23 protein-coding genes are annotated in these 26,743 nt (G+C 36.8%); 6 read left to right on the forward strand and 17 right to left on the reverse strand.

Annotation, left to right across the window (positions count from 1 at the left end; all coding sequences use genetic code 11):
• Positions 1 to 60: 60 nt before the first annotated feature.
• The 5 genes from I6U49_RS08205 to I6U49_RS08225 all read right to left on the reverse strand — a co-directional run bounded on the left by I6U49_RS08205 (position 61) and on the right by I6U49_RS08225 (position 3,238).
• The gene (locus I6U49_RS08205; protein WP_317191834.1) at positions 61 to 918 is read right to left on the reverse strand and encodes an IS3 family transposase; all 858 of its coding nucleotides are present in this window, start codon (positions 916 to 918) and stop codon (positions 61 to 63) included.
• Positions 915 to 1,190, reverse strand: a complete 276-nt coding sequence (locus I6U49_RS08210; protein ID WP_198627104.1) for a transposase — start codon at positions 1,188 to 1,190, stop codon at positions 915 to 917. The genes I6U49_RS08205 and I6U49_RS08210 overlap by 4 nt, the downstream gene beginning before the upstream one ends.
• Before the next feature lie 61 nt (positions 1,191 to 1,251).
• Entirely contained in the window at positions 1,252 to 1,623 is a 372-nt protein-coding gene (locus I6U49_RS08215; RefSeq protein WP_198628296.1) for a hypothetical protein, read from the reverse strand.
• 4 nt (positions 1,624 to 1,627) lie between these two features.
• Positions 1,628 to 2,260, reverse strand: a complete 633-nt coding sequence (locus I6U49_RS08220) for a 3'-5' exonuclease (RefSeq protein ID WP_198628297.1) — start codon at positions 2,258 to 2,260, stop codon at positions 1,628 to 1,630.
• Between the two features lie 12 nt (positions 2,261 to 2,272).
• Positions 2,273 to 3,238 (reverse strand): bifunctional DNA primase/polymerase, encoded by a 966-nt coding sequence (locus I6U49_RS08225; RefSeq protein ID WP_198628298.1) that lies wholly within the window; start codon positions 3,236 to 3,238, stop codon positions 2,273 to 2,275.
• A gap of 553 nt (positions 3,239 to 3,791) precedes the next feature.
• On the opposite strand from I6U49_RS08225, the gene I6U49_RS08230 reads away from it, so the two are divergent.
• Positions 3,792 to 4,019, forward strand: coding sequence for a DUF632 domain-containing protein (locus tag I6U49_RS08230; RefSeq protein WP_198628299.1), 228 nt, complete (start codon positions 3,792 to 3,794; stop codon positions 4,017 to 4,019).
• 157 nt (positions 4,020 to 4,176) lie between these two features.
• On the opposite strand, the gene I6U49_RS08235 is transcribed toward I6U49_RS08230, so the two are convergent.
• The 3 genes from I6U49_RS08235 to I6U49_RS08245 all read right to left on the reverse strand — a co-directional run bounded on the left by I6U49_RS08235 (position 4,177) and on the right by I6U49_RS08245 (position 7,427).
• Positions 4,177 to 5,631, reverse strand: coding sequence for an MltF family protein (locus I6U49_RS08235; protein ID WP_198628300.1), 1,455 nt, complete (start codon positions 5,629 to 5,631; stop codon positions 4,177 to 4,179).
• A 230-nt stretch (positions 5,632 to 5,861) separates the two neighbouring features.
• Positions 5,862 to 6,497, reverse strand: a complete 636-nt coding sequence (locus tag I6U49_RS08240; RefSeq protein WP_198628301.1) for a chloramphenicol acetyltransferase — start codon at positions 6,495 to 6,497, stop codon at positions 5,862 to 5,864.
• Positions 6,498 to 6,500: 3 nt separating this feature from the next.
• Entirely contained in the window at positions 6,501 to 7,427 is a 927-nt protein-coding gene (locus I6U49_RS08245) for a ClpXP adapter SpxH family protein (RefSeq protein WP_198628302.1), read from the reverse strand.
• 150 nt (positions 7,428 to 7,577) lie between these two features.
• Between I6U49_RS08245 and I6U49_RS08250 the strand changes: the two genes are divergently transcribed.
• Entirely contained in the window at positions 7,578 to 7,940 is a 363-nt protein-coding gene (locus I6U49_RS08250) for a winged helix-turn-helix transcriptional regulator (protein WP_193710944.1), read from the forward strand.
• A gap of 31 nt (positions 7,941 to 7,971) precedes the next feature.
• Here the strand turns inward: I6U49_RS08250 and I6U49_RS08255 are convergent, their stop codons facing one another.
• From I6U49_RS08255 to I6U49_RS08275, 5 genes are all read right to left on the reverse strand, one after another.
• Entirely contained in the window at positions 7,972 to 8,802 is an 831-nt protein-coding gene (locus I6U49_RS08255; RefSeq protein WP_198628303.1) for an alpha/beta hydrolase, read from the reverse strand.
• A gap of 165 nt (positions 8,803 to 8,967) precedes the next feature.
• The gene (locus tag I6U49_RS08260) at positions 8,968 to 10,389 is read right to left on the reverse strand and encodes an amidohydrolase family protein (RefSeq protein WP_198628304.1); all 1,422 of its coding nucleotides are present in this window, start codon (positions 10,387 to 10,389) and stop codon (positions 8,968 to 8,970) included.
• Between the two features lie 7 nt (positions 10,390 to 10,396).
• Positions 10,397 to 11,083, reverse strand: coding sequence for an ankyrin repeat domain-containing protein (locus tag I6U49_RS08265; protein WP_232804671.1), 687 nt, complete (start codon positions 11,081 to 11,083; stop codon positions 10,397 to 10,399).
• A gap of 191 nt (positions 11,084 to 11,274) precedes the next feature.
• The gene (locus I6U49_RS08270) at positions 11,275 to 11,763 is read right to left on the reverse strand and encodes a hypothetical protein (protein WP_198628305.1); all 489 of its coding nucleotides are present in this window, start codon (positions 11,761 to 11,763) and stop codon (positions 11,275 to 11,277) included.
• Between the two features lie 131 nt (positions 11,764 to 11,894).
• Positions 11,895 to 13,031: a DmpA family aminopeptidase gene (locus tag I6U49_RS08275; RefSeq protein WP_198628306.1), complete on the reverse strand. Its 1,137-nt coding sequence runs from the start codon at positions 13,029 to 13,031 to the stop codon at positions 11,895 to 11,897.
• A 561-nt stretch (positions 13,032 to 13,592) separates the two neighbouring features.
• Between I6U49_RS08275 and rimO the strand changes: the two genes are divergently transcribed.
• A complete protein-coding gene (rimO, locus tag I6U49_RS08280; RefSeq protein ID WP_198628307.1) occupies positions 13,593 to 14,942 on the forward strand; it encodes a 30S ribosomal protein S12 methylthiotransferase RimO in 1,350 nt (449 codons plus the stop codon).
• A 20-nt stretch (positions 14,943 to 14,962) separates the two neighbouring features.
• Here rimO and I6U49_RS08285 read toward each other — a convergent pair whose 3' ends face one another.
• On the reverse strand, positions 14,963 to 15,664 hold the full coding sequence (locus tag I6U49_RS08285; protein ID WP_232804672.1) for a TIGR02117 family protein: 702 nt from the start codon (positions 15,662 to 15,664) through the stop codon (positions 14,963 to 14,965).
• A 444-nt stretch (positions 15,665 to 16,108) separates the two neighbouring features.
• On the opposite strand from I6U49_RS08285, the gene I6U49_RS08290 reads away from it, so the two are divergent.
• Positions 16,109 to 16,468 carry a hypothetical protein gene (locus tag I6U49_RS08290; protein WP_198628308.1) on the forward strand — a complete coding sequence of 120 codons (360 nt, stop codon included), beginning with the start codon at positions 16,109 to 16,111 and terminating at the stop codon, positions 16,466 to 16,468.
• 52 nt (positions 16,469 to 16,520) lie between these two features.
• Here I6U49_RS08290 and I6U49_RS08295 read toward each other — a convergent pair whose 3' ends face one another.
• The 3 genes from I6U49_RS08295 to I6U49_RS08305 form a co-directional block, all read right to left on the reverse strand.
• Positions 16,521 to 17,483, reverse strand: a complete 963-nt coding sequence (locus tag I6U49_RS08295; protein ID WP_198628309.1) for a calcium/sodium antiporter — start codon at positions 17,481 to 17,483, stop codon at positions 16,521 to 16,523.
• Positions 17,483 to 20,302, reverse strand: coding sequence for a M16 family metallopeptidase (locus I6U49_RS08300; RefSeq protein ID WP_198628310.1), 2,820 nt, complete (start codon positions 20,300 to 20,302; stop codon positions 17,483 to 17,485). Before I6U49_RS08300 ends, I6U49_RS08295 begins: the two co-directional genes overlap by 1 nt.
• Before the next feature lie 453 nt (positions 20,303 to 20,755).
• A complete protein-coding gene (locus I6U49_RS08305; RefSeq protein WP_198628311.1) occupies positions 20,756 to 23,308 on the reverse strand; it encodes a M14 metallopeptidase family protein in 2,553 nt (850 codons plus the stop codon).
• Between the two features lie 243 nt (positions 23,309 to 23,551).
• Between I6U49_RS08305 and bshC the strand changes: the two genes are divergently transcribed.
• The gene (bshC, locus tag I6U49_RS08310; RefSeq protein WP_198628312.1) at positions 23,552 to 25,165 is read left to right on the forward strand and encodes a bacillithiol biosynthesis cysteine-adding enzyme BshC; all 1,614 of its coding nucleotides are present in this window, start codon (positions 23,552 to 23,554) and stop codon (positions 25,163 to 25,165) included.
• 1 nt (position 25,166) lies between these two features.
• Positions 25,167 to 26,531 (forward strand): pyridoxal phosphate-dependent decarboxylase family protein, encoded by a 1,365-nt coding sequence (locus I6U49_RS08315; RefSeq protein ID WP_193711238.1) that lies wholly within the window; start codon positions 25,167 to 25,169, stop codon positions 26,529 to 26,531.
• The last annotated feature ends 212 nt before the right edge of the window (positions 26,532 to 26,743 follow it).

The raw sequence follows: 26,743 nt of genomic DNA on the forward strand, positions 1-26,743 counted from the left end.
TAAAGTACCCCCATTTGTTAGGACAGCTTTGCTGCTAAATTAAGTTCTATTTTTCATTTATCAAGCAGCCTTTCTTTTTTGGTTTAAATATCGGTTATAAGGTATTTCATTTTCTATTCCCTGGTGCCTTCTTTGGTGGTTGTAAAATTTAAAATAGGTATTGAGTTGTTGGTACAGATCTACTCCAGATTCTGGAGGATTTAAATAAATACTTTCGTACTTCACACTTCTCCAAAGCCTTTCTATAAATACATTATCGATAGCTCTTCCTTTTCCATCCATACTGAGTTTAATATTTTTAGATAGTACCCTGTGGGTAAAGATCTCTGAAGTAAACTGGCTTCCCTGATCGGTATTAATGATCTCAGGAGTCCCATGGATTTCAATAGCTTCTTCTAAAGTTTCTTTACACCACTGGGCATCCATTGAATTGGACACAGACCAGTTAAGAACATAGCGACTATGCAGGTCTATGATGGCTACCAGATACATAAAACCTTTTCGCATAGGAATGTAAGTAATATCGATCGCCCAGACCTGATTGGGACGGTCTACTGTAAGATTCCGCAATAAATAAGGATACACCTTATGTTCTTTGTTTCGCCTGGAGGTATGTTTCCCGGGCATAATAGCTCTGAGTCCCATAATCCGGGAATAGAGACGTTCAATACGCTTTTTATTGACTTTATACCCTTTATCCAGGGTAAGCCAGGTATGCATTCTCCTGGCACCTTTAAAAGGATGATGGGTATAATGTTCATCCATCAGGCGCATCAGTTCTAAATTAAGTTTACTTTCTCCACGAGGTCTATAATAGATTCCACTGCGGTGGATGTGCAATAGCTTGCATTGCTGCTGGAGGCTGAGCTTGGAATGACCCTTGCATATCATTGTTCGACGCTCTTCTAAAGGTTTTATCGCAAGGCGTTTTTTAAAAAATCATTCTCCACTTTAAGCTCCCCAATCACCTTAAGAAGTTGGTCTTTCTTTTCCTCTTCTTCTGATTTTTTTGATTTTTCCCCTTTTGAAAAAACAGTATCGGCCTCATTTAGGAAATTGCGTTTCCAGGTATTGATCTGTTGTGGAGTAATCTCAAATTTTTGTGCTAGTTCCTTGACCGTTTGACGCTCTTTCAAGGCTTCAAGAACTACTTTCGTTTTAAACTTTGAGGTAAATTTTCTTCGTGTCATAATACAGTAAAATTAAGGTTATTTTTGAACTTAACTTACTGTCCTAATTTTTGGGGGATGATCAAAGGACTAATCTTGATTTTTCGTTCCTAAATTTTACATTATAGATATAACCATTAGATGAAATGTCCTTTTTAGATTTGAACTTTGTATTCTTTAAAATTCCATAAACTACAAATGACTCAAAATTAAAAGAGTGGTCGTGAATTTGTAATTCATTATCTTGATTTTCATTTGTATCTATCCAGAAATGTAGCCTAAATTCTTCTGTATTTGAAATTTTGCCAAGTTTAAAGTACTTAAAGCCCAAAGGATGCTTTTGAAATACAATTTTCCTTATGTTATTGATTATGTAAGAGAGTAGCGAAGAATATATTTTTTCACTATCTCTCGTGATAAATCCACGGTTTATATTTAATACATCTTTGTCCATATATTTATAAGACACCAATATTTTGTAGTTTTTTAAAACATTTTAATGTATGCAAAACATCCACTTCTGCATTGTGCGAATTTTTAACTTTATAACTAAAAAGTTTAAAATACAATTCTGATAGTTTCGGATATTTGTAGCCATAATTATTAGGAATTGCACAGAAATTAATTGTTGATTTCATAGTGCATATTTTGTTTTTACCATTAAAAGGATTTGTTCCATAATAATTGGTGTAATAATGTCCTAAAATTTCTAAATCAAACTCTATGTTGTGAGCTACTACATAATTACACATTTTAATATCCTCTACTAATTTTTTTAAAGCTTGGCTAATAGGGAATTTAACTTTTCTTGCAGTTTTAAAATCAATGTTTACAAACTCCGAGGAATCATTATTAGTAAGAAAAGGTGTATCAATTATAAAAGAGTTCTTTTTTAATATGATACCTTTTTTATTTGTTAAAACCCAAGCAACTTGAAGTATTTCAGGATATTTAGTTCCTGAATTAGTTTTTTCAGGTAATCCAGATGTTTCTATATCTACAAATAAGTATACATCATCAAGTAAATGTTTTGTAATATCTTCCTCGTTGAAGTCAGTAACAAATTCTGTTTTTGATGAAATTAGAGTCATTATTTCTCCATATCAAGTGCCAACTTCTATTTCTTTAAAGTCTAAAAATGTTTCGATAAAATTGTAAACAGTATTTGTATCTATCTTGAGAGGTGGTTTTGTTGGAAAACTTCCATTTATGAATGAGTATTTATTTCCAGAGCCGTGAACACTTGGTGGTAAAACAGTATGGGTTTCCCATAGGAATTCAATTTTGTCGAGATATTTTTCAAATTCTGGTTTGGGTGGAAATGCTGATACAACATCATCATCCTCGCACTCGTCAATTTTGTATCCACTATAATAAATATGATAACCGTTTTTACTTCCAGATTCTACAACCCATTCATAATTTTGGGGCAACCTTAATTCCATCAATAATTTTCGCAAAAAAGAAGGGTCGCTACAGCCGTCAATATCTATAACCACAAGGTTATTCCAGTTGGTAAAAGTTCCGATACCTACACAATTAGTCCAATCATAATCTTCATAGTTGAATTTATTTTGCTTTGATGTAAATAAGTTAATCCAAGGATGGCTTGGGGTTTTAAAATAACTTCTTGAGTTGGTATTATATTGATTGTCCTGATTTGTAATACAAGAAATATTAAATCCAAATTTTTTGTATCGATTTGCAATTTGTTTTATTTCAATTTCATTATTACTTATGTATTGTTCACACCAACCAATCCATTTTTTCACATCTTTGTTACCTAAGGAATAACTACTGTTAAAGTGCTTTAATGCTAATTTATAATCTTCAAGATGAAAATAGGAATACCCAGTTACATAGTTCCAATACGCATTATTCTCTCCTTCTTCACTAACAGAGAAAAGAATTTTTATAGCCTCGTCAAAGTCCGAGATATTGTTGTATGCTCTGGCTAACTGACACCTTAAATCAAAAGTGATGTCTATCCTTGGTAGACGTTCAATTTTTTCAATTATTGATTGCCACTCTTTATTATCTGCTAATTCGTATATATTTTCTAATTCCATTCAGGGTTCATTCGTATTGTAGCTAACGGTTTTGGTTAAAGGAAGTAGCGTGTAGGGAAGAGCTAGCTTGTCTGTTTAACCAGGATTAATTTAGACTTCTAAAATATAGAATTTTAGCTAGACCTAAGCTATTTTCTTTAACCGATGTTACTTGCTGTAGCGACCATTCGAGTAAGCACGGGAGATTTGCCGCTCACTTTTTATAATTTTCTTTTTTGTCAGTCTTTTTCTTGTAGATTTTTAGGGTTTGAGTGAGCATTTATCTTTTCTAAATTTCTAGAGCAAGAGTGAGAAATTTATTGTCTCTTTTTTTACTAAAGTTATCTTCTAAAACCTTTATGATTTTGCGATTTTAAGTCCGCTAGAGTGAGCGTTTGTTTTATTTATTGTCCTCTTTTTTATTAAAATCAATCTTTCAGTTCCACTTTTGTAAGTCCGCGTAACAGTGAGTTTTTCTTATTAAAGTTCTCTTTTTCTGTCCGGAGCTATTGCAAGTAACGGTAAAGGCTATGCGTAGTTGCGTGAATTGAAAAATTAATTAAATAAATATAAAATGGACTCAAATAGAATTAAAGAATTACAAGAAGAAACTGGTTATCCTCAAAGCATAAGTGTTTATAAAGCATTAATGCAAGTTTGGAACGAATGCCAACAAGAACATAATGAGCAATTACGTATAGCCAATGTTGTGAAATCGTTTACTGCGGAAGATGTGGTAAACGAACTAAAAGAGAATGAAACGTTGGATGATGCTATAAGTTACTTTGATAGCTTAAAGTAGCAGTATATGTTTTACAACTCAGTTTATACCGCTTAATATAGCCTTTTAAGGGTAAATTTATCGGGATAAACCAATGTTTTGCTAAATATAAACCAATAATACAAATTAAGAATATGGAAAACCGTAAAGGCGGCTATAGTAGACCGGGAAGTATAGCTTATTCTTCAATAAACTGTTTATAATGCTTATAGCGTAAAAATATATCTTTTACATAGTTGTAGGGTTCGGTGCCTCTTACAAAACCATGTCTTACTACCTCGTCCTGGTAGTATTTTTTGTCTTTTAATTTCAAGATATATTCTTCTACATTTTTATCCCAAATATTGGGGTTTTTACCGTTTTTTTCTGCTAGTCGCATCGCATCAAAAACATGGCCGGCTCCGCAATTAAAAGCAGCCAGGGTGAATTTTATCTTTTGAATAGAATCTTCTACGCTTTCAAAATTGCCACGCATCCTTTCTAAATACTTCACGCCGCCTTTAATATTTTGTTCGGGGTTATAATTATTGCTAACTCCAACTTCTTTGGCGGTGGCAGGCATTAATTGTATAAGTCCCGTGGCACCTGCCCATGATTTTGCTTTTGGGTTAAACCTGGATTCCTGGTATACCTGTGAGGAAAGAAAACGCCAGTCCCAGCCTAATCTTGCTGCGTTTTCTTTAATAATAGCATCGTATTTACTAATCTTATTTCCGTTTTTGCTGTAAAAATCACTCTTTATCCTGGTTCTATTAGACCTGGTATTTTTAAAGTATTTATTATAAATTACATAATAATCGTCTAATTTTTTCTCTTTGTTAATCCATGTATTTATGGCCTTTAGCAGGTTGGGGGAATTTTGCCGTACCGCCCAGGCTATACGCTGGGAAAACGAAACCCGGGTCTTGATATTAAGTACCGGGTAATAGGTTTTGTTGATAGACGCAATATTGTAATCGGCCACGGTTCTATCAATTTCACCGTCTACCACCATTTTAATAATCTCATCTGTAGTGATATTACCCTCAATATATTCTATGGGAATATCGCCTCCAATTTCATTTTGTAGGTTTTGCAGCCTTTCGGAATAAGAAGAATTCTCCCTCACCCATACGGGATTATCTATTAGCTCTAGCGTGTTTGAAATAAGTTGCTTATCTATTTTATAACCGGGCATAGATCGCCAATTATCGGGCATTCGTTGCACTAAAGCCTGGTGCGTTACATAATGATTTTCTGTAAAGCTCACCAGGTTTTTCCTGGGTTCGGTAATGGTAAGGCCATAGGCAATTAAATCTCCTTCGCCATTGTTTAGCATATCAAATAAATCGTCTATATCTTCGGCAACAGTTATTTTTAGCTCCAGGTCTAAATTTTCAGCCAGGCGCGATAACAATTCATATTCGAACCCCATTGGCATTCCTTTATATAAAAAATAGCTCGTGGAATTGTAAATGGTGATTGCATGTAAAACCCCGTCTTCTTTAATGGCTTTAAGATCTTTTGAGACTTTATAGGGTTTGGTATCCGGCTTAAGTGCGCTTAGGCCATCATTGGCATCTTTGGCTACTTGAGAACAACCAGATAAAAACACTAATACAATAAAGGAAAAAACGCTTCTTTTTATATTCATGTTCTTTAAAATACAAAGAAATGAATGATTTGTAGGGGTATTTGTTAAAAATATACTTAAATAGTATTAATTAAGCGCTAATCCTTGTCTTAATGGAAAATATCGGCAAGTGCAAATAGGGGGTAACCAGGCTTTAGGTGAAACATATCGGTTATGATTTCTTTAAAAACGGCTTTTGTGTTCGCGTAAAATTTAATTTAACAAGAAAAATCTATTCCACTAGTATACTATTATTCCTGCCAGTTATCAAGTTGTAGTTGAAATTCCTGCAAGTATCTGGATAAATGCAGGCCGTCTACCAGGCCATGATGGGCTTCAATTGAAACGGGTAAATATTTCTTTCCCTCTCTTATGCTAAACTTTCCGAAGGTGATTTTCGGAACAGATTCTTTGTTATTAAAATTGGTTGGATGCAATAAGCCGGAAAACGAAGTCCAGGGTAGGGTGGAATGCCGAATTAAATCTTTGTTTAGATCGTCGTTATTTAGCCGTAATCCGGTTGAATTATGTACCGCTTTAATTTCTTCCTGTAATTGGGTATTAAAGGTTTGAAAGTTATTCGAAAAATTCACAAAAACAAACCCGAAGGTGCCATCTTCCCTTCCTATGGTGGCGCCGGCGTGAATAATAGGGAAGGCAACAACTTTATCATCGACAATTCTATATTTTAATTCTTCTACGGCATTTACCGCAATCATAGACTTATGAAGATATGTTGCAAAAAAGGAATGCCCTTTCTCTTTAGCTTTCTTATGGGCGAGACTACAGTCTACCTCTGTGGTTATCCCAAAGAAAGGAGAATCCATTTTAGAAAAAAAGTGATAATGTTCTTTTCTATTCCAGCTTTCAATATCTATAATTTTCATTCCTTAGTTTTTTCTTGCCCAAATAGCCCCATTTTTAGTACTGAATTTTTCCAAAAGCTCTTCTTCAACAAGCTTATTTAAAAAATCTTCACTTTCATTTCTGGGAGTGCCCGATAATTCTGAAAACTCACGGGCTGTTAGGGAATTAAATTGAGTGAAAAGTGACCTCCAATTCTTATCGTAGTCATTTTTAGTAATCTCTGGTTCAATTTTAAGAAGTGCTTTTTCAAATATTTCATAGGGCCTTGCACCATAAACAATTTCTTTTTGGCCTAAACTATCTATAAAAAATATGCTAGGAAAACCTCTAACGCCATATTCCCTGGCCAAATGTAGGTCTTTTTCAAAAAGGAGTTTAGCCTTCCCTTCATAATCGGTTTTTAATAAACTCACATCAAGTCCTACATTTTTAGCGGCAGTCGCCAAATGTTCCCATTGGGTAATATTTTTTTTATCTAGAAAAACCATTTCCCTTAAGGCTCTTAAAAATAAAATAGCTTTTTTATTATCCTGTAATTGGGCGGCCTTAAAAGCAATGGAAGGGGGATAAGAAGAGTGAAGTGGGTTCTCAAGCCATAGATCACCATCTATAGGCATATCATAATAGATACTTACTTCATCCCAATGTTCGGCAACATCTGAAGGTTTACTAATACCACCACTATTGTAATTCCAATCGGGTAATAAACCTCCCATTTTATAGGCTACATCAACGTAATCTCCATATTCTAATTTAAGCTTTCTAAGCTGTGGTTCTATACCCCAACAAGAGGAACAAATTGGATCTGTAAAATAGATAATTTGTACTTTATTGGGAGTATCTGTAGAAACTTTTTGCTCATCTTTATTTTTATCGATACCCGGTATTTCACATATTCCGGTTGTAGGGTCGCATAATAGTGGGTTTATAGCCGATTTAGAATCTTTCATTTTTTTTAATTAATAGGGTTTAAGCAGGGCTGATATAAATTTTTAGAAATCTGGTTCAAATCTATGAGAAACATTTTGTATTCTTGATATTCATTTCCTTTTGGAAAGTAGTTTCCTTTTAGAAACTATCAATGTTAAATTAATTATAAGATGAAGAAAAAAGCAGAAATCAATAATACTCCAATTTGCCAGGTAAGAATGCAGGCTATAAGTGATGCTATGAGTATTTTGTCGGGGAAATGGAAGTTTCATATTCTTGGGACGCTTATGGAAGGAAGTAAGTTGGGTTTTATGGATTTGCTGAGGGAAGTAGATGGAATTGGAACAAAAATGCTTTCAAAAGAACTTCGGGATTTGGAAATAAACCGTCTGGTAAGCCGAACGGTTAAAGATACAAAGCCTGTAACGGTAGAATATGCCATCACAGAATATGGCAAAACCCTTTCGCCAATTATCGATGGTTTGGCCAATTGGGGGATAGCCTACCGAAAATCTATACTTAATACAAAGTAGGTTTTATTCGGCTAGCTACTTTAGGCTTTTTTTAATCTGTTTGGGTTCTAAATATTTTTTCAAATGCATTGTAAACCGCGATATGTAATGCGTCTCCGTGCGTTTTGTCTTCCAAAAACTCGTAGAATACGCTGGTATTTTCGGTTTTCTTCGCTTTTAACTTATCAAACAATTCTTTAGCGGTGCGTTGCATTACTTCCCCTTCTTTTCCGCCGGCTATATAAATTGATTTCTTAGAAGTGTAGGGGGTAAGTTCTTCGTTTAGGAGTTTTTCATCATTCCACCATAAGCTGGGGCTTACAATAATGTAGTTGTCGAATAGCTCAGGCTTTTTAAACAATATTTCCGTAGCTAAAAGTCCGCCAAGCGATTGTCCTATAAGGGTTTTGGTCCCGGCTGTTCGGTAGTTAGCATCCATAAATGCCTGTAATTCTTTTTCCAGAAAAGTGATAAAGTTTTCGGATTTCCCGGAAGTTGGCAATTCTTTTTGGTCCAGTTTGTTTTGGGAAGGCGATGTGAAATCCCTTTTTCTATCTACATTCCCGATACCTACCACAATTGACTCCGGAATCATATTTATCCAGGAAAAAGACCCAAATTGAACAATTCCCGAAATATGTATAAAATCTTCATCCTTAGAACCATCAAGCAAATAAATTACAGGATAAGTCTTAAGGCTGTCTTTTGAATAACTTAAAGGCAAATAGATGTTTAAGTTTCTTGTTTCGTCTAAAACTGCAGATTCAATTTCAACCGATTTTCCAATGGAAAAATCCTGTTCACTTATTTTTTTTGGCAATGATTGCCCAAAAGATACCCCTGTAAAGAATACCAGGGCTAGAATGAAGATGCTTTGTTTCATATTTTAGTTAAAATTGAATGCTAAAGCTTAATTACAATTAGAGAGAGGTCCTCTAGATGTGCTTGTAAGTTTAGTACTGATTTGTTGTTCAGGTAAATATAAATATTTCAATTAGAAACTAAAAGTTCATCGGTACCTGTCCAATCTACACCTAAATACCCTTCACTAATTATAAAGTTCTTTTACCTCTTGAAGCATATTTTCTAAGTCTGTTTTATTGTAAACCTTGTTTTTCTTTATAAGTCGGTTAATATCTTTTGTAGCCTTAATATCTTCAATAGGGTTGCTGTTAAGGATTAAAAGATCTGCTATTTTGCCTTCTGTTACACTTCCGTATTTATCTGAAACCCCAAAATACTTAGGCCCGTTAACGACTGAAGTTTGCAGGGCTTCCAATGCTGTTAGTCCCGCTTCCTGAAAAATTTCCAGTTCGTCGTGCAAGGCAAAACCGGGATAAATATAGGAGTTTAAAAATCCGGCATCGGTACCGGCAATAATGGGCATACCAGACTCTTTTATTAAAGGTATTAAACCTATTAATTTTTGGTATCTTTTGTGACGGGCTTCTATAGCTTCTGCTGATGCATTTATAACCCTATCTACCCGCCATTGATAAGTTTCTATAATTCCGGGGCCAATATATTGTAATTCAGGGTCATCTACATGTTGGTCTTTATCCCAATATGAGATGATTTTATTTCCAATAAGGGTAGGGACAATCGCTGTACCATTTTCAGCCAATTGCCTGTATTTAGTTACCGCCGTAATTTCGTCAAAACTTTCATTTATAATAGTATTTGCGGTAGCATAATCTATCTCGTTATTTTTATACTTTTCAATAACCTCCAATTCCCTGGCAGAACCTGCTTTTAGCATATAACTCATATGTTCAATACTGCTTAATCCGGCCATAGAAACTTCGTTAATTGATAGCGAAAAAGGAATATGTCCTGAAGTTTTATAACCTCTTTGCGTTGCTTTTTTGAGGCTCTTAAGAAACAGGTCGGGAGTTAAGGCGTTGTCTGTTATTTTTACAAAATCTACCTGAAGCTTATCTAAAGAATCTAAAGCTATGGTTAATTCTTTTTCATTTTCGATTTCCAAATCGCCGGGCCAAATAGAATTTTTTCCTTCTAGTTTTGGTCCTGCAGTAAATATATTGGGGCCTTCAAGTTCTCCATCTTCAATTTGTTTTCGCCATTTTAATACAGACGGACTTATATCGGCGGCACAATCCCTTACGGTGGTTACCCCGTTTGCCAAATAAAGTGGTAACATATTTTTATTTTCGTCTATAAGACTGTCTGCTCCAAAATGTATGTGCATATCCCATAATCCCGGAATTACATATTTATCTTTGGCCTGTATTGTTTGATTAGCCTTCCAATTTATAGACTGGTCTACGGCCGCTATTTTTGCAATAGTGTCTGCTATAATACCTATACTTTGCTTTTTTAAAATCTCACCGGTTTCAGTATTAACAATATTAGCGTCTTTGATAAGAATATCAAATGTTCTGGTTTCTTTTTCCTGCTTGCAGGAAGTGAAAAGTAAGCCGCCAATTAGAAGTAAATAAATTGTTTTCATAAATGTTTTATAGTTTTAATTTTGCTCCCGCTTCTTCCAGGATAGTTACAATATTTTTGTAGCCACTTTTTTTCGCATGCTGAAGTGGTGTAATACCGTCTTTGTCTGGAATATTAACGTCACAGCCGGCGTTTACCAATAGTTGTACAATTTGTGTATGTGTTTTGCCACCGTTACCTAGAACAATAGCTTCCATTAAAGCAGTCCAACCTAGGTTGTTGATATGATCTATAGGATAGTCGCTTATTTTTAATAATTCCTGTACTACTTCTATATGCCCTCTCTCACAGGCAGGAATTAGTGCAGTGCCCCCATACCGGTTTAATACCATATAATTAACTTTACCGGTGGCAAGACAGGCCTTTAGAATTTTGAGATATCCTTTAGCCCCTGCATGAAGAAACGGACTTTCCAATCGGTCGTCCTGTGCATTTACGTTGGCTCCTGCTTTTATCAATAATTCAGAAGCAGCTATATTATTCTCATAAGTTGCCAGCATTAAGGCTGTTCTTTTATGAGCATCTCGAGCATCAATATTCACCCCTTTTTTTAAGAAATCTTGAAGTTTTTCAATGTCGTTGGTTTTCGCGGCTTTAATGAATTCCTCTTCCATTTTATGGTTTATTGATTGTTGCCCAAACCCGTTTGAAAGTCCCAAAAAAACGAAGCAAAAAGCAGCACAAATATTTTTCATTACCTACAACTAATTTTTAATTGTTTATAGTAGATACAAATATCTTATTGCTGAACCGGAAAAGCATTGATATATGTCAAAGTTTTTTGCCGAATAAAAAATAGTTCCTATGGTTAATCTAATGAATACTTAAACTTTTGTATCCTAGCTGTAAAATTTATATTTTCAGTAAACTCTAACTTAGGGACTTTTTATAATTCAACTTCTACAAGAGAACTTAATTCAAATTCTTCCCTAATTATTTCCAGATTCTCGCCTTCGGAAGAGACTTCAGTTGGTAAATAATATGATACTCCACAAGGTATTTCAGTGAATTTTGCTTTAAAATCGAGATCAAATGAGGTAGAATCATTTATATGTATTCGATATGTAAAGTTTTCTTCTCTGGGTATATATAGTGAGAGTGTGTTATCATATTTTCTAATCTCCGAATCGGGGGGTAAAGATTCGTAGGCCGGTATATATAAAAAATTGGCTCCGGAAAAACTTCCTTCCACCAAAATGCTATCGGGATTAATAGTGCCGATTTCAATTAAATTATTTTCCTTATCATCTACTATTTTAATATATAAACTGGGAAATTCAGGGTCAAAAAGGCGGCAATCAATACCATTATCATCAGATTTTGAACAAGCTGAAACTAAAATGGATAGTAGTAAAATTATTAATGTTTTTTTCATAATAGGTGTTTAATATTAGATGTTACGACATAAAAAAGGTTGCTTTAAATATCAATATTATTTGTTGAAATATAGGTGATTGGGGAAGCGTAACTTAAAGAACCTATTATTTTTTCTTTTATTTTAAAAGCTTAATCCTCCAACACACCAGCTTTTTTTAAGTGTTTTACGACTTCCTCTTTAGGCAGGGCTTTTATGGTTCGGCCTTTAAAACCGGTGATGGTTTCAGCCATAAACAGAGAGTTTAAAATAGCTTCTTCGGTAGCTTCAATAGCTGCCATAAATAATGGCGACATCAAATTGTTGGGCACTACTTTTTGTGTTAAGGTTTTGGTCTCTATTTTATAAGGAATTCTCATTTCTTTGGCGGTAGAAAAGGAAATTATATAATCGCCGCTGCCATTGGAAGCAATGCCACCGGTTTTTCCCAAGCCCAGGAAAGCCCGTTTTGCCAGGCGTTCCAGGTTTCGGTTGTTTAAAGGTGCATCGGTGGCCACTACTATCATACAGGAACCGTCTACATTATTCTGTAAATTATTGCTAAAACTGTAGTTGCCCAGCTTTTGCCCCACCGGAACCCCGGCAATTTGCAAAACCCCACCAAAATTACTTTGTACAAGCACTCCCACGGTGTAACCGCCCAGGCTCTCCGGTAGTTTTCGGGATGCCGTGCCAATTCCGCCCTTATAACCAAAAGCGATGGTGCCTGTGCCGGCACCTACATTTCCTTCAGTAACTGAACCGGTTTTCGCATTCTCAATCGCTGAAATTACATCGGTATTTTTCACATGTTGCCCACGAATATCATTCAAATAACCATCGTTAGTCTCACCCACCACAGCGTTTGCCGAACGCACATTTTCATTTTCAGGCAGGTTGAGTGTATATTTTATCACCGCATCCATAGCGGTTGGAACATTTAAAGTGTTGGTAAGGATAATAGGAGTTTCCAGGTTGCCGAGCTCGTTAATTTGGGTACTGCCTGCCAGTTTTCCGAAGCCATTTCCCACAAAAACCGCTGCGGGTACTTTTTGCTGAAAAATATTCTCGCCGTGCGGAAGAATAGCTGTAACGCCTGTTCGCACCGAATCGCCTTTTATAAGCGTAGTATGCCCCACTTTTACACCCTCAACATCGGTAATCGCGTTTAAGGTTCCAGATTGCATAACCCCAATTTTAAGCGGAATCTCCTCTACACGCTGCTGGGCGTTTAGCACATTCAACATAAAAAAGAATAGCGAAGTGAGTAGGAGGAGGGATTTTTTCATTGATAATTTGACTCTTAAATTTTGATAATGTGGAAAGTTACAAAATAAATAGAATGGCAATTATAGAAATCATTAGAAGGGTTTTCTTTAATGGCCTACTTTTGTACATCCTTTTTCGCAGAATATGTGAACAAAACCCCGAGATTCAGGATGGTCGATTTTTCAATCGGGCATCCGCGGGGTTTTGGTCACGGTTTTTGGCATTTTGACAAAAAATTCCTTGAAAAAGGCGTCTTTTTCTTTGCTTCGTTTCTTTTGGACGAGCAAAAGAAATGAAGGGCAGATTAAAACTAACTAGGATTCAAGTGGAAATAATAAGAAAGGAAATGTGAATGAAGAAGTTATTCCTTTCAATATTAACCTGCTGTAGTTCAAATTATACATTGTATCTTTGCACCCGCTTTTAATTAGCTGTCTAAAATTTTTTCAGACTTCATCTATACGTCATCCTGAACTTGTTTCAGAATCTAGGTTGTTCGTAATGGAATCACATTAGAAGCTGAACCAAGTTCAGCTTGACGAATAAAAGTTTTAGAGCAGCTTTTAGAAAACAATATTATTATGAGGACAAAGTCGATAAAGAAGAACCGTATTAATGTAGTAACCCTGGGTTGCAGTAAGAATGTGTACGACAGTGAAGTGTTGATGGGTCAACTTAAAGGTAACAATAAAGACGTAGTGCACGAGCAAGACGGAAATATTGTGGTGATTAATACCTGCGGATTTATAGACAATGCCAAAGAAGAATCGGTTAATACCATCCTTGAATATGTAGGTCAAAAACAACAGGGGGAAATAGATAAGGTTTTTGTTACCGGTTGCTTAAGCGAGCGCTACAAACCCGATTTGCAAAAAGAAATTCCTGATGTAGACCAGTATTTTGGAACTACCGAGCTTCCCGGCCTATTAAAAGCCCTGGAAGCCGATTATAAGCACGAGTTATTGGGTGAACGTTTAACAACTACGCCTAAGAATTACGCTTATCTTAAAATTGCCGAAGGTTGTGACAGACCCTGTTCTTTCTGCGCTATTCCGCTAATGCGCGGTGGCCATAAATCGACTCCAATTGAAGATTTGGTGACAGAGGCTAAAAAACTTGCGGCAAATGGCGTAAAAGAATTAATTCTTATCGCACAAGATCTAACCTATTACGGGCTTGATCTTTATAAGAAAAGAAATTTAGCCGAATTGCTTGAAAATCTGGTGAAAGTTGACGGAATTGAGTGGATTCGTTTGCATTATGCATTTCCAACCGGTTTCCCAATGGATGTGCTGGATGTGATGAAGCGTGAGCCTAAAGTTTGTAATTATATAGATATTCCGTTACAGCATATCAATACTGAACTATTGAAATCTATGCGCCGGGGAACCACGAGCGAGAAAACTACAAAACTGCTAAGAGATTTTAGGAAGTATGTTCCTGAAATGGCCATTAGAACTACACTTATTGTAGGATATCCCGGTGAAACCGAAGAGCAATTTGAAGAAATGAAGGCCTGGGTAGAAGAAATGCGTTTTGAGCGTTTAGGCTGTTTTACCTATTCTCACGAAGAAAATACGCATGCTTATAATTTGGAAGACAATGTTCCGCAAGAGGTTAAACAAGACCGTGCCAACCAGATTATGGAAATTCAAAGTCAGATTTCCTGGGAGTTAAATCAGGAAAAAATAGGGCAGGTTTTTAAAGTGGTAATCGATAGAAAGGAAGGGAATTATTTTGTAGGTAGAACCGAATTTGATTCGCCCGATGTAGATAACGAAGTATTGATAGATGCTACTTCCATATATCTTAAAACAGGCGAATTCTATGAAGTAAAAGTAACCGATGCGGCCGACTTTGACCTTTATGCCGAACCAATACACGAAGCACCAAAACCGGTAAGAAAAGAATTGAAAGTGAAAACGATGTAAAGTTCGTAAACCGGTAACTTTCAATCTCTATACTGAAAAAATATGCCCTGCGGAAAAGGTGTCCAAAAACAGGCTTTAAGTCCGGCTGCTTTTAATGCAGAATTCGTCCAGGTATTGCAGGTTTTAAAAAGGTTAAAAGAAGTTTCAGCTGAATAAAACGCATCATTTCTATAATAGTGTAAACCTGAAATAGGCAGTATTTCTTGCTTGTTTTCTGCTTTTACAGTTTTTAAAATATATTCAACTAGCTTGTTGTATTGATCTTCTGAAACTGAAATTTTCACCAGATTTTTGGAAGCCGGTATTTTTTGATAAAAGCGAGTGTGTAATGCACTTTGTGATTTAAGAAAAAGCGCTTTGAAAGCCACATCCAGTTTTAGATCTTCCCATTGCGGGGTGTTTCTGTAAAAATTGAGATCACCCCAACCAAACCCTATAAATTCCGAATTTTGCGGATTTGATAGCGTATATTGTGGTTTAAAAACCCTGTTCCATTGTATAATGTCTGACTTTACCGGTAGCAGAATATCGGTGTGCATATCCTGTTTATAGAGATAAATATCAATTTTTGAGTTTTTAGTTTCGGGATTAGAATTCACAGGAATTAGCGAGCCAATTAATACCATCACCAGATAAAATAAAGCCGGCGATAAAAGGATTAAAAGGAATTTGAAGAAGTAGCGTAAAGCTTTTTTCATAGGTTTAAGGTATTGAATTTTCATGTTTTAAGATAAACCAATCTGTAGTAAGCACTTTTCATGCTTTACATTAAGATGGAAAACGGCTGTATTATTCGAAACCTGAAAAGTTGCCACAAATCCACGAATATTGTGAGTTTCGATAATTTTTAGCTGAAAAATATTTTTTTGAACTAAATTCTAATAAAATTAAACCCTTCTGACTCCTTTCGCTATCGCAGAAGAAGCCACCTTCCCTTGCGAAGGGAAGGAGTATTTTTAATTCAATTAAGTAACGAGATAAGTCTGCTCCCCTCCTCCGCGAGGAGGGAAATGAATTCTCCGCAGGAGAAGAATGGGGTGGTTGAACCTTAGTTTGAAATAAATATTAAATTTTACGAATTTTTATTATATTGTGTTTAAACCTAAATACCCATGCCACAAATTTCAAAAAAGGTCAGTTTTTTCCGAAGAAACTATCTTTACTTCATGGGAGGAATTTGGCTATTATTTGGAATTAGTATGTGGATAGCTAAGGTATATGACGTTATGACTTATGGTTATTCCATAATCGGACTTGCTTATGCGCTTATAGGTTATTTCAAAAAAGACCTGCCCTTAGAGTTTATACGCTGGGATGATGAAAAAGTAGAAATTAGCGAATGGCAACAAAGTACAAGGTCTTATAAATGGGCGAGCATTGATGGAATCAATGTTTCGGCAACCAACTTAACCCTAAAATCGGGACCGGCCGGAGGAACGATGGTGGAACTTAAAGGCTATACCGAAGCCTATATCGAAAAACTAAAAAACGAATTAACCCGCGAGCAAACCATAGCTACGGCCTGATATATAAAGAATACAGGGAAAGTTAGCTGAACAGCTTTGTCCCAATCCTTATTTACAATTCCTGCATCACCAAATACGTAGTATAACTTAAGTAAAATGCCAGCAAAATTAAAGCTTCCCATCTATCCAGGCGTTTACGTTTTCCTGTGAACATTGCTAAAAGCAGAAAAAGGGTTCCTCCGGCAAGTATATAAAGGTCCTGGTTAAAATTAAGGTTGAATTCTATGGGCCTTATTAATGAAGCGGTAGAAAGAATAAGGAAAATATTGAAAATATTAGAGCCAATGATATTTCCTACTGCTATATCGGCATTTTTCTTAGTTGCTGCCACTACAGAAGTCGCTAATTCCGGAAGGGAAGTGCCGGCTGCCACTACGGTAAGGCCAATAATCTTCTGACTAATACCCATATTTTCGGCAATCTCTATGGCGTTATTTACTACCAATTGTCCGCCTAGAACGAGTCCGGCAAGGCCGCCTATTATAAAAATACCTGTCTTTAGAGGAGTAAGCTTTTTAATAGTTTCATCTTCGGCTACCTCATCATTTTTAAGCTGCTTATACACGTAAAATAGAAATGCCAGGAAACATACAAGTAAAAGAAATCCGTCAAAACTGCTTAAAATGCTTGTTTGGCCGGGAGCAATAATTTGGTCGTTAAGCATCATAAATAAAATAATAACGGCAATAAGTGAGATAGGGATTTCTTTCCAGGCGGTACTGGATTGTACCGCTAACGGAGTGATGATCCCGGTAATTCCAAGAATTATAAAAAGGTTGAAATTATTACTGCCAATCACGTTTCCAAAAACAATATCAGCATACCCATCTGCAGCGGCGAAACTATTTACTACCAATTCGGGCGCCGAAGTTCCAAAAGCTACAATAGTTAGTCCTATGGCAAGATTGGAAATATTGAATCTTTTAGCCAAAGCCGAGGCACCATCAACCATATAATTTGCGCCAAGAATAAGAATAACAAGGCCCAAAACAAGTAATAAAGAAGCTATAATCATTATTCTTTGGTATTATTTAGCAGTATTGGTTTTCCCAGGCCAAGCTCTTCTAATTTGCTTAGTTGGGTTGCTGCATCCCCAACAATTAAAAAGTACATTTTTTCAGGATTAATATATTTTTCGGCAAGTTCCCTAATATCCATAACGGTAAGTTCGTTTACTACTTTTTCGCGCTGTTGTATAAAATCTTTATCTCTACCATAGGTGCTTATTTCACTAAGCATATCTAATTTGGCATTTAAAGTTTCAAATTTTCGGGCGTTACTTTTTATCATAAATCCGCGGGTCACTTCCATATCTTCCCCATTAAAAGTTGAAGGATAATCTTCAATAATTTCTTTAATTAATTTAACAGCATCGTAGGTAATATTGGTTCTTACACCCGTAGATATTAAAAATGTACCGGTGTTTTTTCCTGCCTGGAACCTGGATCGTATGCCGTATGTATAGCCTTTGCCTTCTCTCAATTGCTGTGTGAGTTGTGAGGCAAATCCGCCACCGCCTAAACGGTAATTCATAACCTGGGCTGCATAAAAATCGTTGTGGGTAGCAGCCAGGGCCGGAGCGCCAAACCTAATCACCGATTGTTTTGCCCCGGGAACATCATAAAAGTAAATTTGCGATTTCTCGGGAAGCTCAGGTTGAGCAATTTCCGGTATTTTAACCGATTTAGGCGGCCAGGCTACTGAAAGCCCCCGAATACCCTTTATCGCTTCTTCTTTTTTAATCGCACCGGCTATGTGAAAAACACTGCGTTTTGGAGAAAGATTTTCGGAATAATAATCTTTTAAATCTTCTAAAGTAATAGCTTTAACCGAAGCTTCAGTTCCTAAATTATTTTGCCCTAAAATATGCTTTTCACCATAAATAAGTTTTCTAAATTCGTTATCGGCAATATGGTTAGGATCGGCTTGTTCACGCTGTATTCGGCTAAGTGCCTGTTGTTTTATTAGTTTAAATTCGGTAGCATCCCAACGGGGTTTCAGTAAGATCTCCTGCACCAGGTCTATGGTTTTTTGATAGTTTTTGGCTAGCGTACTGCCGCTCAAAACCATTTTTTCGTCTCTCGCATCTATCCTGATGCTTGCCCCTAACAATTGAATGGCTTCTTCCAGTTCTTTAGGCGTTTTATTTTTTGTGCCTTTGGTCATTAAATTGGCTAATAAGTTTGAAACTCCAACTCTATTGGGATTTTCAAGCAATAGGCCGCCCTGCATTTCCAGGCTAAATTTTACTAAAGGAACTTCATTATTGGTAACTCCGTATAGTTTAAGTCCGGATGGAAGTATTTCTTTCCACATATCAGGAGTTGTTAATTGAGGTGTACTTCCATAAGGCGGCTCTATACTGCGGTCAAAACTGGATGCGGTTTTCTGGTATGAGGCTTTTTTAGAAGAGTTAACCTCTTCTTCGGCATTTGCTACAATCTTTTCTTCTGCAACATCGGCTTCAGTTGAATTGTCAAGGGCCAGCTCGGTTTGTCCTTTCGGTACAAAACCAGTGGCTACATAATTTTTGGCTTTTATATATTTGTTATAAACTCGCATCACATCTTCAGCAGTAACAGCCAGTATTTTTTCTACGTCTTTATTGATATAATTCGGATCGTTTGCGAAAATTTGATATTGCGCCAATTGAAAGCCTTTTCCTAAAACACTGGAAATACTATTGTAAAAATTGGTTTCCTGTTGCGCTTTAATACGCTCTAAGTCTCGCTTCGGAATTCCTTCTGCTTCAAACTTTTTTAATGTTTTAAAAATTTCATTTTCCACCAGGTCTAGGTCAACCTCATTAAAAGCGGTCACCTGAAGCATTATTTGCCCTGCCAATTCTGAAGTATAATTGTACATTTCTACGCGATCTGTAAGCTCTTTTTCGGCAACTAAGTTTTGGTATAATGGTGCATTTTTACCTTCACTTAAATAATTTACCAAAACTTCTAAGGCATACGAATCTTCATGATACGAATAAACACCGGGCCAGGCGATGGTTAATTCTGGAAGCCTGGCGAAATTATCTTCATAATATAGTTTTTTGGTTTCCTCGAGTTGTACCATTTGCTTTTCTTGGCGTTCAACTTCAGGGCCACGCGGAATTTCATCAAAATATTTATGAACCCATTCTTTGGCCTGCTCTCTGTTAAAATCGCCCGCAATAGTTAAGCTTACATTATTTGGAACATACCAGCGGTTATAAAAGTCTTTTACGTCCTGCAAGGTAGCGTTTTGAAGATCTTCTAAAGACCCAATTACCTGCCAGCTATAGGGATGCCCTTCTGGGTATAGGTTTTTATCTATCACATACATAGTATGCCCATAAGGACGATTGTCTACACCCTGTCTCTTTTCATTTTTAACTACCTGCTTTTCTTTATCCAGCACTGGTTGGGTAACGGTATTTATAAAATATCCCAGTTTATCGGCTTCGGCCCATATCATTTTTTCCAGCGCGTCTTTAGGTACGGTTTGAAAATAATTGGTACGATCACGGCTGGTAGAGCCATTGGCTCCCGAACCTCCAATTCTGGCACTTAATTTATCGAGCCCGCCTTTTCCAAGGTTCTCAGACTCTAAAAACAATAAATGCTCAAAGAGGTGGGCAAAGCCTGTTCGTCCTTCTTTTTCCCGGGCAGAACCTACGTGAGCAGTAAGTGCTAAAGCCACCACGGGATCTGATTTATCTATATGAAAAATGACATTTAAGCCATTTTCTAATGTAAAAGTTTCAAAATCTACATTGAAATTTGTTGATTCCTGAGATTGAATATTTTGAGTAATAGCAAAGCTACAAAGCAGTAAAAGTATAATTTTGAATTTCATTCAATTGAAGTTTTAGCTACTCAAAATTAGTATTTATTTCGATTGTTTCAGAATTAAATCATTGGAGGTCTAAAGATTGCCAAGAATACACGAATATTAGATTTGTAATTGCGAGACCTGTTTTTAAAGATCCCTGCAATCTTTCGTTGGGAATTACACTACTGTTTAGCGTTTGTGGTTTGTTGTTTACTCGATAATCGAGATTTAAATGCTCGTAGGCTTGTCTCTAATCAAAATGTTTTTCTCATAAAATGCTTAGTGGACTTGTTCCTACGTAGTTCACTTTAAATTTTAGCTTAATAACCCCAAAATAAGTGTAGAATGAATTAGTGGATTTGTGGTAAAAAAGAGTTTCTTGAAGAAAAATACCTACGAGGTTTCTTTAAACCTCGTAGGATAAGTCAGTAAACTACCTCGGGGCAAGCCCACGAGGCATTTGTTAAGAAAAAATTTTTAATTTTGAGGCAAGCACCGGGGTATTACAGCCTTTGGTGGTGCCAATAAAATTGTTCGTGCATTCGCGGCATAAAGTCTGAACTTATTATTGTTTACAAAGAAAACTGAATTAGCAAAGAACAATTTCCCATTCTCCCAAAAAGCACGGAATAATGGATTATCTACCATATAAATAATGCTTCCGCTACCCATTCTTTCTTCTCCAAAAACCAGGGAATTTTCAAGGTTCTTAACCGCTGAACTTCCTGCAAAGCCTGCAATTATTTCCGGTTGCTGTATATAGCCTACGTTATAGCCATTTTCCAGGAATTTATAACTACTGTTGCTCAACTTCAAGCTAAAATATGTGTCGTTGTAGCCAAAAGCCATAGGGTGGGTCTTGTCCAGTTTGGTTTTTATAATACTTCCCGTAATCATATTTTTTATAGCTTCTCGCTCGCTTTCAGCATAAGGAATTAAACTCTCAACTTTGGTAGTATCTTTTGAAGTTGGTTTATTGTGCTTTAGGTTAAAATCTTTGTTTGCAGCAAAAAATCCAACAGCGCGCCCTATGGCAATAAGCTTACCGCCATTGCTAACCCAATCTTTTACTTGTTTTAAAGTATTTTCATTTAAAATACTGTTGTAATTAGCTTCCGGTAGTATTAAAACATCAAACTGTGCCAGGTCTATACTTTTAAAATAATTGGTGTTTATGGAGGTTAGCGGGTAGTTAAGGTTTTGCTCAAAAAAATGCCAGATTTCCCCATAATTTAATGAAGAAATTCCTTCGCCTTTTAAAACAGCCACTTTTGGTGCATTGATTAGTTTCATTTTAGGCGATCCAAAATCGGGGCCACTACCGGCAAAACTGGTATTTGCTGCTACGAGCTCACGTTGGTGTTTATTGGCTATTTTAATTAACGTTTTGTCAAAATCTGTATGAGCTTTATTATCGCTTTTAGTGATAATTAAACTACCGCGATCAAACTTCTTATCTTCAATAGAAAAAGCTACTTCGGTAAAGCGCACTTTTATACCTTCTTTTAACAATTCGGCTAAAAATTGAGCGTCCTGAATGGCGTTCCATTTAGAAATATAACCGGCACCTGAAGGCTTTGCGGTATTTTTAATTTCAGAAACTTCAGAATTTGCTTTTGTTTCAATAGTTCCTGTAGCGGCTATGGCTTCCAGGCCGTAAGCATAAGGCAGGCTCCAGGCGGTAATATCGTATGTTAAAGAATCGCTTAGCCTGGTGGTAGGCTCAAAAAGTACGTTTACCATTTTTCCTTTAGGCTGTTGTGTGCTAATTACAAGTGTGTTTTCATCGGCTTTTAAATTGCCTTTTTTAGCTTCAGAATAATTAAAACCTCTAATATTTTCGCTGCTTGCGTTTTTATAGCTGATTTCGTGCCTGTCCAGTAATTTTTTAAGCGAAGCAATCTTATCGGGGTTTCCCTTTACAGCGTAAGATTTATATTCTAAATCCTCATTATTAAAGTACTTTTTGAATTCAGAATTTAAAGCCTGGGTGTTTTTGCTGGCAATTTCTATGGTAGAAAGTCCCGTAGTGTGGTGGTGTGCTACCCGGTCTTTTAAAGTGAGTTCGTAAGCTTCGTCGGTATTAATCCCCAACCCGGCGCGTCCGTGGCCGGCCTGTTCGTAGGTCATACCAATAGCTCCCATATAGGTAGGGTAGGTGTCTCCATAACTTGGGTAGAGTAAATCAAAGCGCTCTTTGGTAAAAAATAACCAGCCTTCCTCATCAAAATATTTAGCGTGATTCTTTCCAATTTCGGTTTGAAAATCTTTTTGGAAAGGAGTGATAATTTCGTGAAAGGGTTCTGCGGCCGGAGCGAAGTAATAAGGATCGTTAATACCCTGTTCGTGAAAATCTACGTGAATATGGGGCATCCACCGGTTATAAATTTTAAGGCGTTGCTGCGTTTCCACCTGCGTGGCCCAGGCCCAATCGCGGTTAAGATCAAATAAATAGTGATTGGGTCTCCCGCCGGGCCAGGGTTCATGATGTTCGGCGGCTGCCTGTAAGGGGCTGTAAGGTTCGGATTTTACCTGGTTGTACCAATTTACATACCTGTCGCGACCATCGGGATTTACACTGGGGTCCATAATTATCACCGTATTTTGCAGGTAATCCTGTTTTTGGGTAATGAGTTCGTACAGGGTTTTTATAGCGGCTTCGGTACTGGAAGCCTCATTGCCGTGTACATTGTAACTTAACCAAACAATAGCCTTCTCGGCTTTGGTTTCAGTTTTAGCAATGCCGGTGTTTCCAAGATGATTTTTTCTAATCTCTTCCAGATTTTTTAAATTTTCTTCCGAAGAAATAATCGCATAGATAAGTGGGCGGCGTTCATTGGTTTTTCCATAGGTATGGTATTGTACCAGGGGAGAATTTTTAGCAACGTGATCAAAATAATCTACCACATCGGCGTGACGGGAGAATTGCTCTCCAATTTTATAGCCCAGAAATTCTTCTGGACTTTGCAATTGTGCCTGAATTTGTACACCTAAAAAAAGAAAGACAGCAAAAAGTAAAGTTGATTTCATTAGTTGATTTTAAAGATGAATCATTGTAATATTCTAAAAATCTATTTTATACGTCACCCTGAATTTATTTCAGGGTCTAAGGAATTAGAATTTAAAACTTATTAGAAGCTGAAACAAGTTCAGCTTGACGTTTGATTATATATCATCAATAATCGAGTAAAAACAGTATCTAAGGCCAAATTAACTAAAAATTAGCGAATAAAATTCTTAACTTCGGTATCTTTGCCATCCAAAAATGTGCTAATGCCAACCGAATGTATTCCTTATAAAGAAACTAATTATTTTACAAAGCTTATTACAGATTATCTGGAGGAAAAGGAAGAGTTAAAAGACTTCTATAACCGTTTTCCTAAACTGGAGAATTTTAAGGAACAACTAGTAGAAAAGTCTTCTTTTCCAAAAGAAAACAGGAAGGTTCTTGTAAAAGCCCTCAAGCAACAATATGATGGGCTGGAAACTTCGAAAGCCACTTTGCAGCATATCGAATCTCTGGAAGAAGAAGCTAGCTTTACGGTGGTGACCGGGCATCAGCTAAATTTATTTACCGGTCCGCTTTATTTTTTATACAAGATCGTTTCTACCATTAATCTTACCCGGAAATTAAAAGAAGCCTATCCCGATTATAATTTTGTGCCGGTATACTGGATGGCGACCGAGGACCACGATTTTGAGGAGATCAATTTTTTTAATTTAAACGGGAAAAAATTTCAGTGGGCCAATGCGCCTAAAAATGCCGGGGAAGATGCAGTAGGAAATTTAACCACCGAAGGCCTGGAAGATGTTTTTAAACTTTTTTCGGCAGAAATTGGGGGTGGGAAGAATGCCGATTTTCTCAGGGAATTATTTGAGAAAGCTTACCTGCAGCACGATAATTTGGCTGAAGCCACTTTATACCTGGCTAACCAACTCTTTAAGGAAGAAGGCCTGGTGATTATAGATGCACAACAAAAAGAACTGAAGGAGCTTTTTATCCCCTATGCCGAAAATGAACTTTTAGCACAAGATTCGTATAAAACCACTACTAAAACTGCTGAGAAGCTAAATGAGTTAGGTTATAATGTTCAGGTAAATCCCAGGGAAATCAATTTATTTTACTTAAACCAGGGCTTGCGGGAAAGGATTATAGCGCGACATGGTGCCTATTTTGTGCACGATACAGAAATACAGTGGACAAAAACTGAAATCCTGGAAGAATTAAAGAATTTTCCCGAGAGGTTTAGTCCCAATGTAATGCTTAGACCTTTATACCAGGAAGTGATTTTACCTAACCTTTGTTATATTGGTGGGGGAGGAGAGCTTGCCTATTGGTTGGAATTAAAGGAATATTTTAAATCTGAAAAAGTGGTATTTCCAGTTTTATTACTTCGGAATTCGGCTTTAATTCAATCGGGGAAACTAGATGAAAAGCGTAGGAAGTTAAATGTTTCCAGTAAGGAACTATTTTTGAAGCAACACGAGCTTATCAATAGAAAAGTGCGGCAAATATCGAATATAGAAATTGACTTTTCATCACAAAAAGAGCATTTGGTGGCTCAATTTCAAGAAATGTACGATTTAGCCGAAAAAACCGATAAATCTTTTTTGGGAGCTGTAAAAGCACAGGAAGTAAAGCAATTAAAAGGCCTGGATAATTTAGAAAAACGTCTTTTAAAAGCGCAAAAGCGTAAGTTAAAAGATGAGGTAAGTAGAATAGCCGAACTACAAAATGAACTTTTCCCGAATAAAAATTTACAGGAACGACAAACTAACTTTTCTGAAATCTATGCCGCTTACGGCCCCGATTTGATTTCGGTATTATTAAAAGAATTAGACCCGTTACAGGCGGAATTTAAAATTTTGACTTTTGAAAACAAATAAAATGCATACCATAGATATGGATTTGGTAGAAATGACGCTAGACGTTATGAAGTATACCATAGACCGTATCTCTAACCTTAGCCCCGAAATGGGGGCACCTAAGAGTGAAACCGAATTGTTTAATATGGTTGGTGAAACCGTAACTGCCGAAGGAATTGGTGGGGAGAATGCCTTGCAACTCTTTCGTGATGTTTTGGTTAAAGCCACGGTGCCAATAGACCATCCCAGGCACTTGGCCTTTGTACCTGCAGCTCCAACCCGGGCAGCTATTATGTTCGATTTGGTGACTTCGGCTTCCAGTATTCATGGAGCTTACTGGATGGAAGGTGCCGGCGGAATTTTTTGTGAAAACCAGGCGATGAAATGGTTGGTTTCGCTTACCGGTTTACCAGAAGGTGCTTTTGGGGTATTTACCAGTGGTGGTACTGCTGCAAACCTATCGGCCATGGTGGCGGCCCGTGAAAACTGGCGCAACCGGGATAGCCAAAACGTAGGTAAAAAAGCTTTAATGTTAACTTCCCATGGGGCACATAGCTCTATACAGGCTATGGCAAAAGTTATTGATGCCGATGTGGTAATGATAGATTGCGAAGAAGAGAATCTTAGTGGGCGTGAGTTACAAAATGCCATAAACGAACTGGAAGCAAAGGATAGAAGTCGGCTTTTTGCCGTAGTTGCTACCGGTGGTACAACTAATGCGGGAATTATAGACGAATTAGATACCATTGCCGATATATGTGAAAAGGAAAATGTATGGTTTCACGTAGATTGTGCTTATGGTGGTGGTGCTTTGGCTGCTCCTTCGGTAAGACATTTGTTTAATGGGGTAGAGCGTGCAGATAGTATTACTATAGATCCGCATAAATGGCTGTTCTCTCCTTACGATTGTGGGGCGGTTATCTATAAAGATTTGGAACTGGCAAAAAAAGCGCATTCACAGAAAGGTGCTTATCTGGAAATTTTTAAAGATGAAGGAGCCCAGGGCTTTAACCCGGCCGATTATCAAATTCAGTTAACAAGAAGGGTTCGGGGGATGCCACTTTGGTTTTCTTTAGCAATGCACGGAACCAATAAATACCGGGAAGCCATTGAAACCGGAATCTCTTTGGCACAAATTGCTGAAAAAAAGATTGCAAATCGTGAAAACCTGGAATTGGTAAGGCCGGCAAGTTTATCGGTGGTTTTATTTAGAAGAAAGGGCTGGAGTCCTGACGAGTATAGGGATTGGACCTATAAAAACCATAGGGAAGGCCTGGCATTAGTAACGCCAACTACCTGGAAAAAAGAAACCGTGATTCGTTTTTGTTTTATTAATCCCGATACTACTGAAGAAGATATAGATATGATTTTAGATACTTTGGAATAGTTAGAACCTCCATCTATGTTAAGCTAAACCTGCCCGTAAGTTCAGTTCAGGAAGGCTCGTTTAAGCTTCTAGTAGTTATTGATTTCAATGGTGTTAAGAGCTCCGAATAAATTTTGGAGCAGGCTCTGAAATCAATTCAGGATTACGATAAAAGATAATATTTGGATTAAGAAAGTATAGACCTCACAGGTTTTTTTACCGGTGAGGTCTTA

This window comes from Salegentibacter maritimus (genome assembly GCF_016236915.1).
Classification (GTDB): Bacteria; Bacteroidota; Bacteroidia; order Flavobacteriales; family Flavobacteriaceae; genus Salegentibacter; species Salegentibacter maritimus.

What these genes read in the sequence shown, in the direction of transcription:
- I6U49_RS08210 (WP_198627104.1), bottom strand. Translation starts at nt 1,190, where the DNA reads ATGACACGAAGAAAATTTACCTCAAAGTTTAAAACGAAAGTAGTTCTT.
- I6U49_RS08215 (WP_198628296.1), bottom strand. Translation starts at nt 1,623, where the DNA reads ATGGACAAAGATGTATTAAATATAAACCGTGGATTTATCACGAGAGAT.
- I6U49_RS08220 (WP_198628297.1), bottom strand. Translation starts at nt 2,260, where the DNA reads ATGACTCTAATTTCATCAAAAACAGAATTTGTTACTGACTTCAACGAG.
- I6U49_RS08225 (WP_198628298.1), bottom strand. Translation starts at nt 3,238, where the DNA reads ATGGAATTAGAAAATATATACGAATTAGCAGATAATAAAGAGTGGCAA.
- I6U49_RS08230 (WP_198628299.1), top strand. Translation starts at nt 3,792, where the DNA reads ATGGACTCAAATAGAATTAAAGAATTACAAGAAGAAACTGGTTATCCT.
- I6U49_RS08235 (WP_198628300.1), bottom strand. Translation starts at nt 5,631, where the DNA reads ATGAATATAAAAAGAAGCGTTTTTTCCTTTATTGTATTAGTGTTTTTA.
- I6U49_RS08240 (WP_198628301.1), bottom strand. Translation starts at nt 6,497, where the DNA reads ATGAAAATTATAGATATTGAAAGCTGGAATAGAAAAGAACATTATCAC.
- I6U49_RS08245 (WP_198628302.1), bottom strand. Translation starts at nt 7,427, where the DNA reads ATGAAAGATTCTAAATCGGCTATAAACCCACTATTATGCGACCCTACA.
- I6U49_RS08250 (WP_193710944.1), top strand. Translation starts at nt 7,578, where the DNA reads ATGAAGAAAAAAGCAGAAATCAATAATACTCCAATTTGCCAGGTAAGA.
- I6U49_RS08255 (WP_198628303.1), bottom strand. Translation starts at nt 8,802, where the DNA reads ATGAAACAAAGCATCTTCATTCTAGCCCTGGTATTCTTTACAGGGGTA.
- I6U49_RS08260 (WP_198628304.1), bottom strand. Translation starts at nt 10,389, where the DNA reads ATGAAAACAATTTATTTACTTCTAATTGGCGGCTTACTTTTCACTTCC.
- I6U49_RS08265 (WP_232804671.1), bottom strand. Translation starts at nt 11,083, where the DNA reads ATGAAAAATATTTGTGCTGCTTTTTGCTTCGTTTTTTTGGGACTTTCA.
- I6U49_RS08270 (WP_198628305.1), bottom strand. Translation starts at nt 11,763, where the DNA reads ATGAAAAAAACATTAATAATTTTACTACTATCCATTTTAGTTTCAGCT.
- I6U49_RS08275 (WP_198628306.1), bottom strand. Translation starts at nt 13,031, where the DNA reads ATGAAAAAATCCCTCCTCCTACTCACTTCGCTATTCTTTTTTATGTTG.
- rimO (WP_198628307.1), top strand. Translation starts at nt 13,593, where the DNA reads ATGAGGACAAAGTCGATAAAGAAGAACCGTATTAATGTAGTAACCCTG.
- I6U49_RS08285 (WP_232804672.1), bottom strand. Translation starts at nt 15,664, where the DNA reads ATGAAAATTCAATACCTTAAACCTATGAAAAAAGCTTTACGCTACTTC.
- I6U49_RS08290 (WP_198628308.1), top strand. Translation starts at nt 16,109, where the DNA reads ATGGGAGGAATTTGGCTATTATTTGGAATTAGTATGTGGATAGCTAAG.
- I6U49_RS08295 (WP_198628309.1), bottom strand. Translation starts at nt 17,483, where the DNA reads ATGATTATAGCTTCTTTATTACTTGTTTTGGGCCTTGTTATTCTTATT.
- I6U49_RS08300 (WP_198628310.1), bottom strand. Translation starts at nt 20,302, where the DNA reads ATGAAATTCAAAATTATACTTTTACTGCTTTGTAGCTTTGCTATTACT.
- I6U49_RS08305 (WP_198628311.1), bottom strand. Translation starts at nt 23,308, where the DNA reads ATGAAATCAACTTTACTTTTTGCTGTCTTTCTTTTTTTAGGTGTACAA.
- bshC (WP_198628312.1), top strand. Translation starts at nt 23,552, where the DNA reads ATGCCAACCGAATGTATTCCTTATAAAGAAACTAATTATTTTACAAAG.
- I6U49_RS08315 (WP_193711238.1), top strand. Translation starts at nt 25,167, where the DNA reads ATGCATACCATAGATATGGATTTGGTAGAAATGACGCTAGACGTTATG.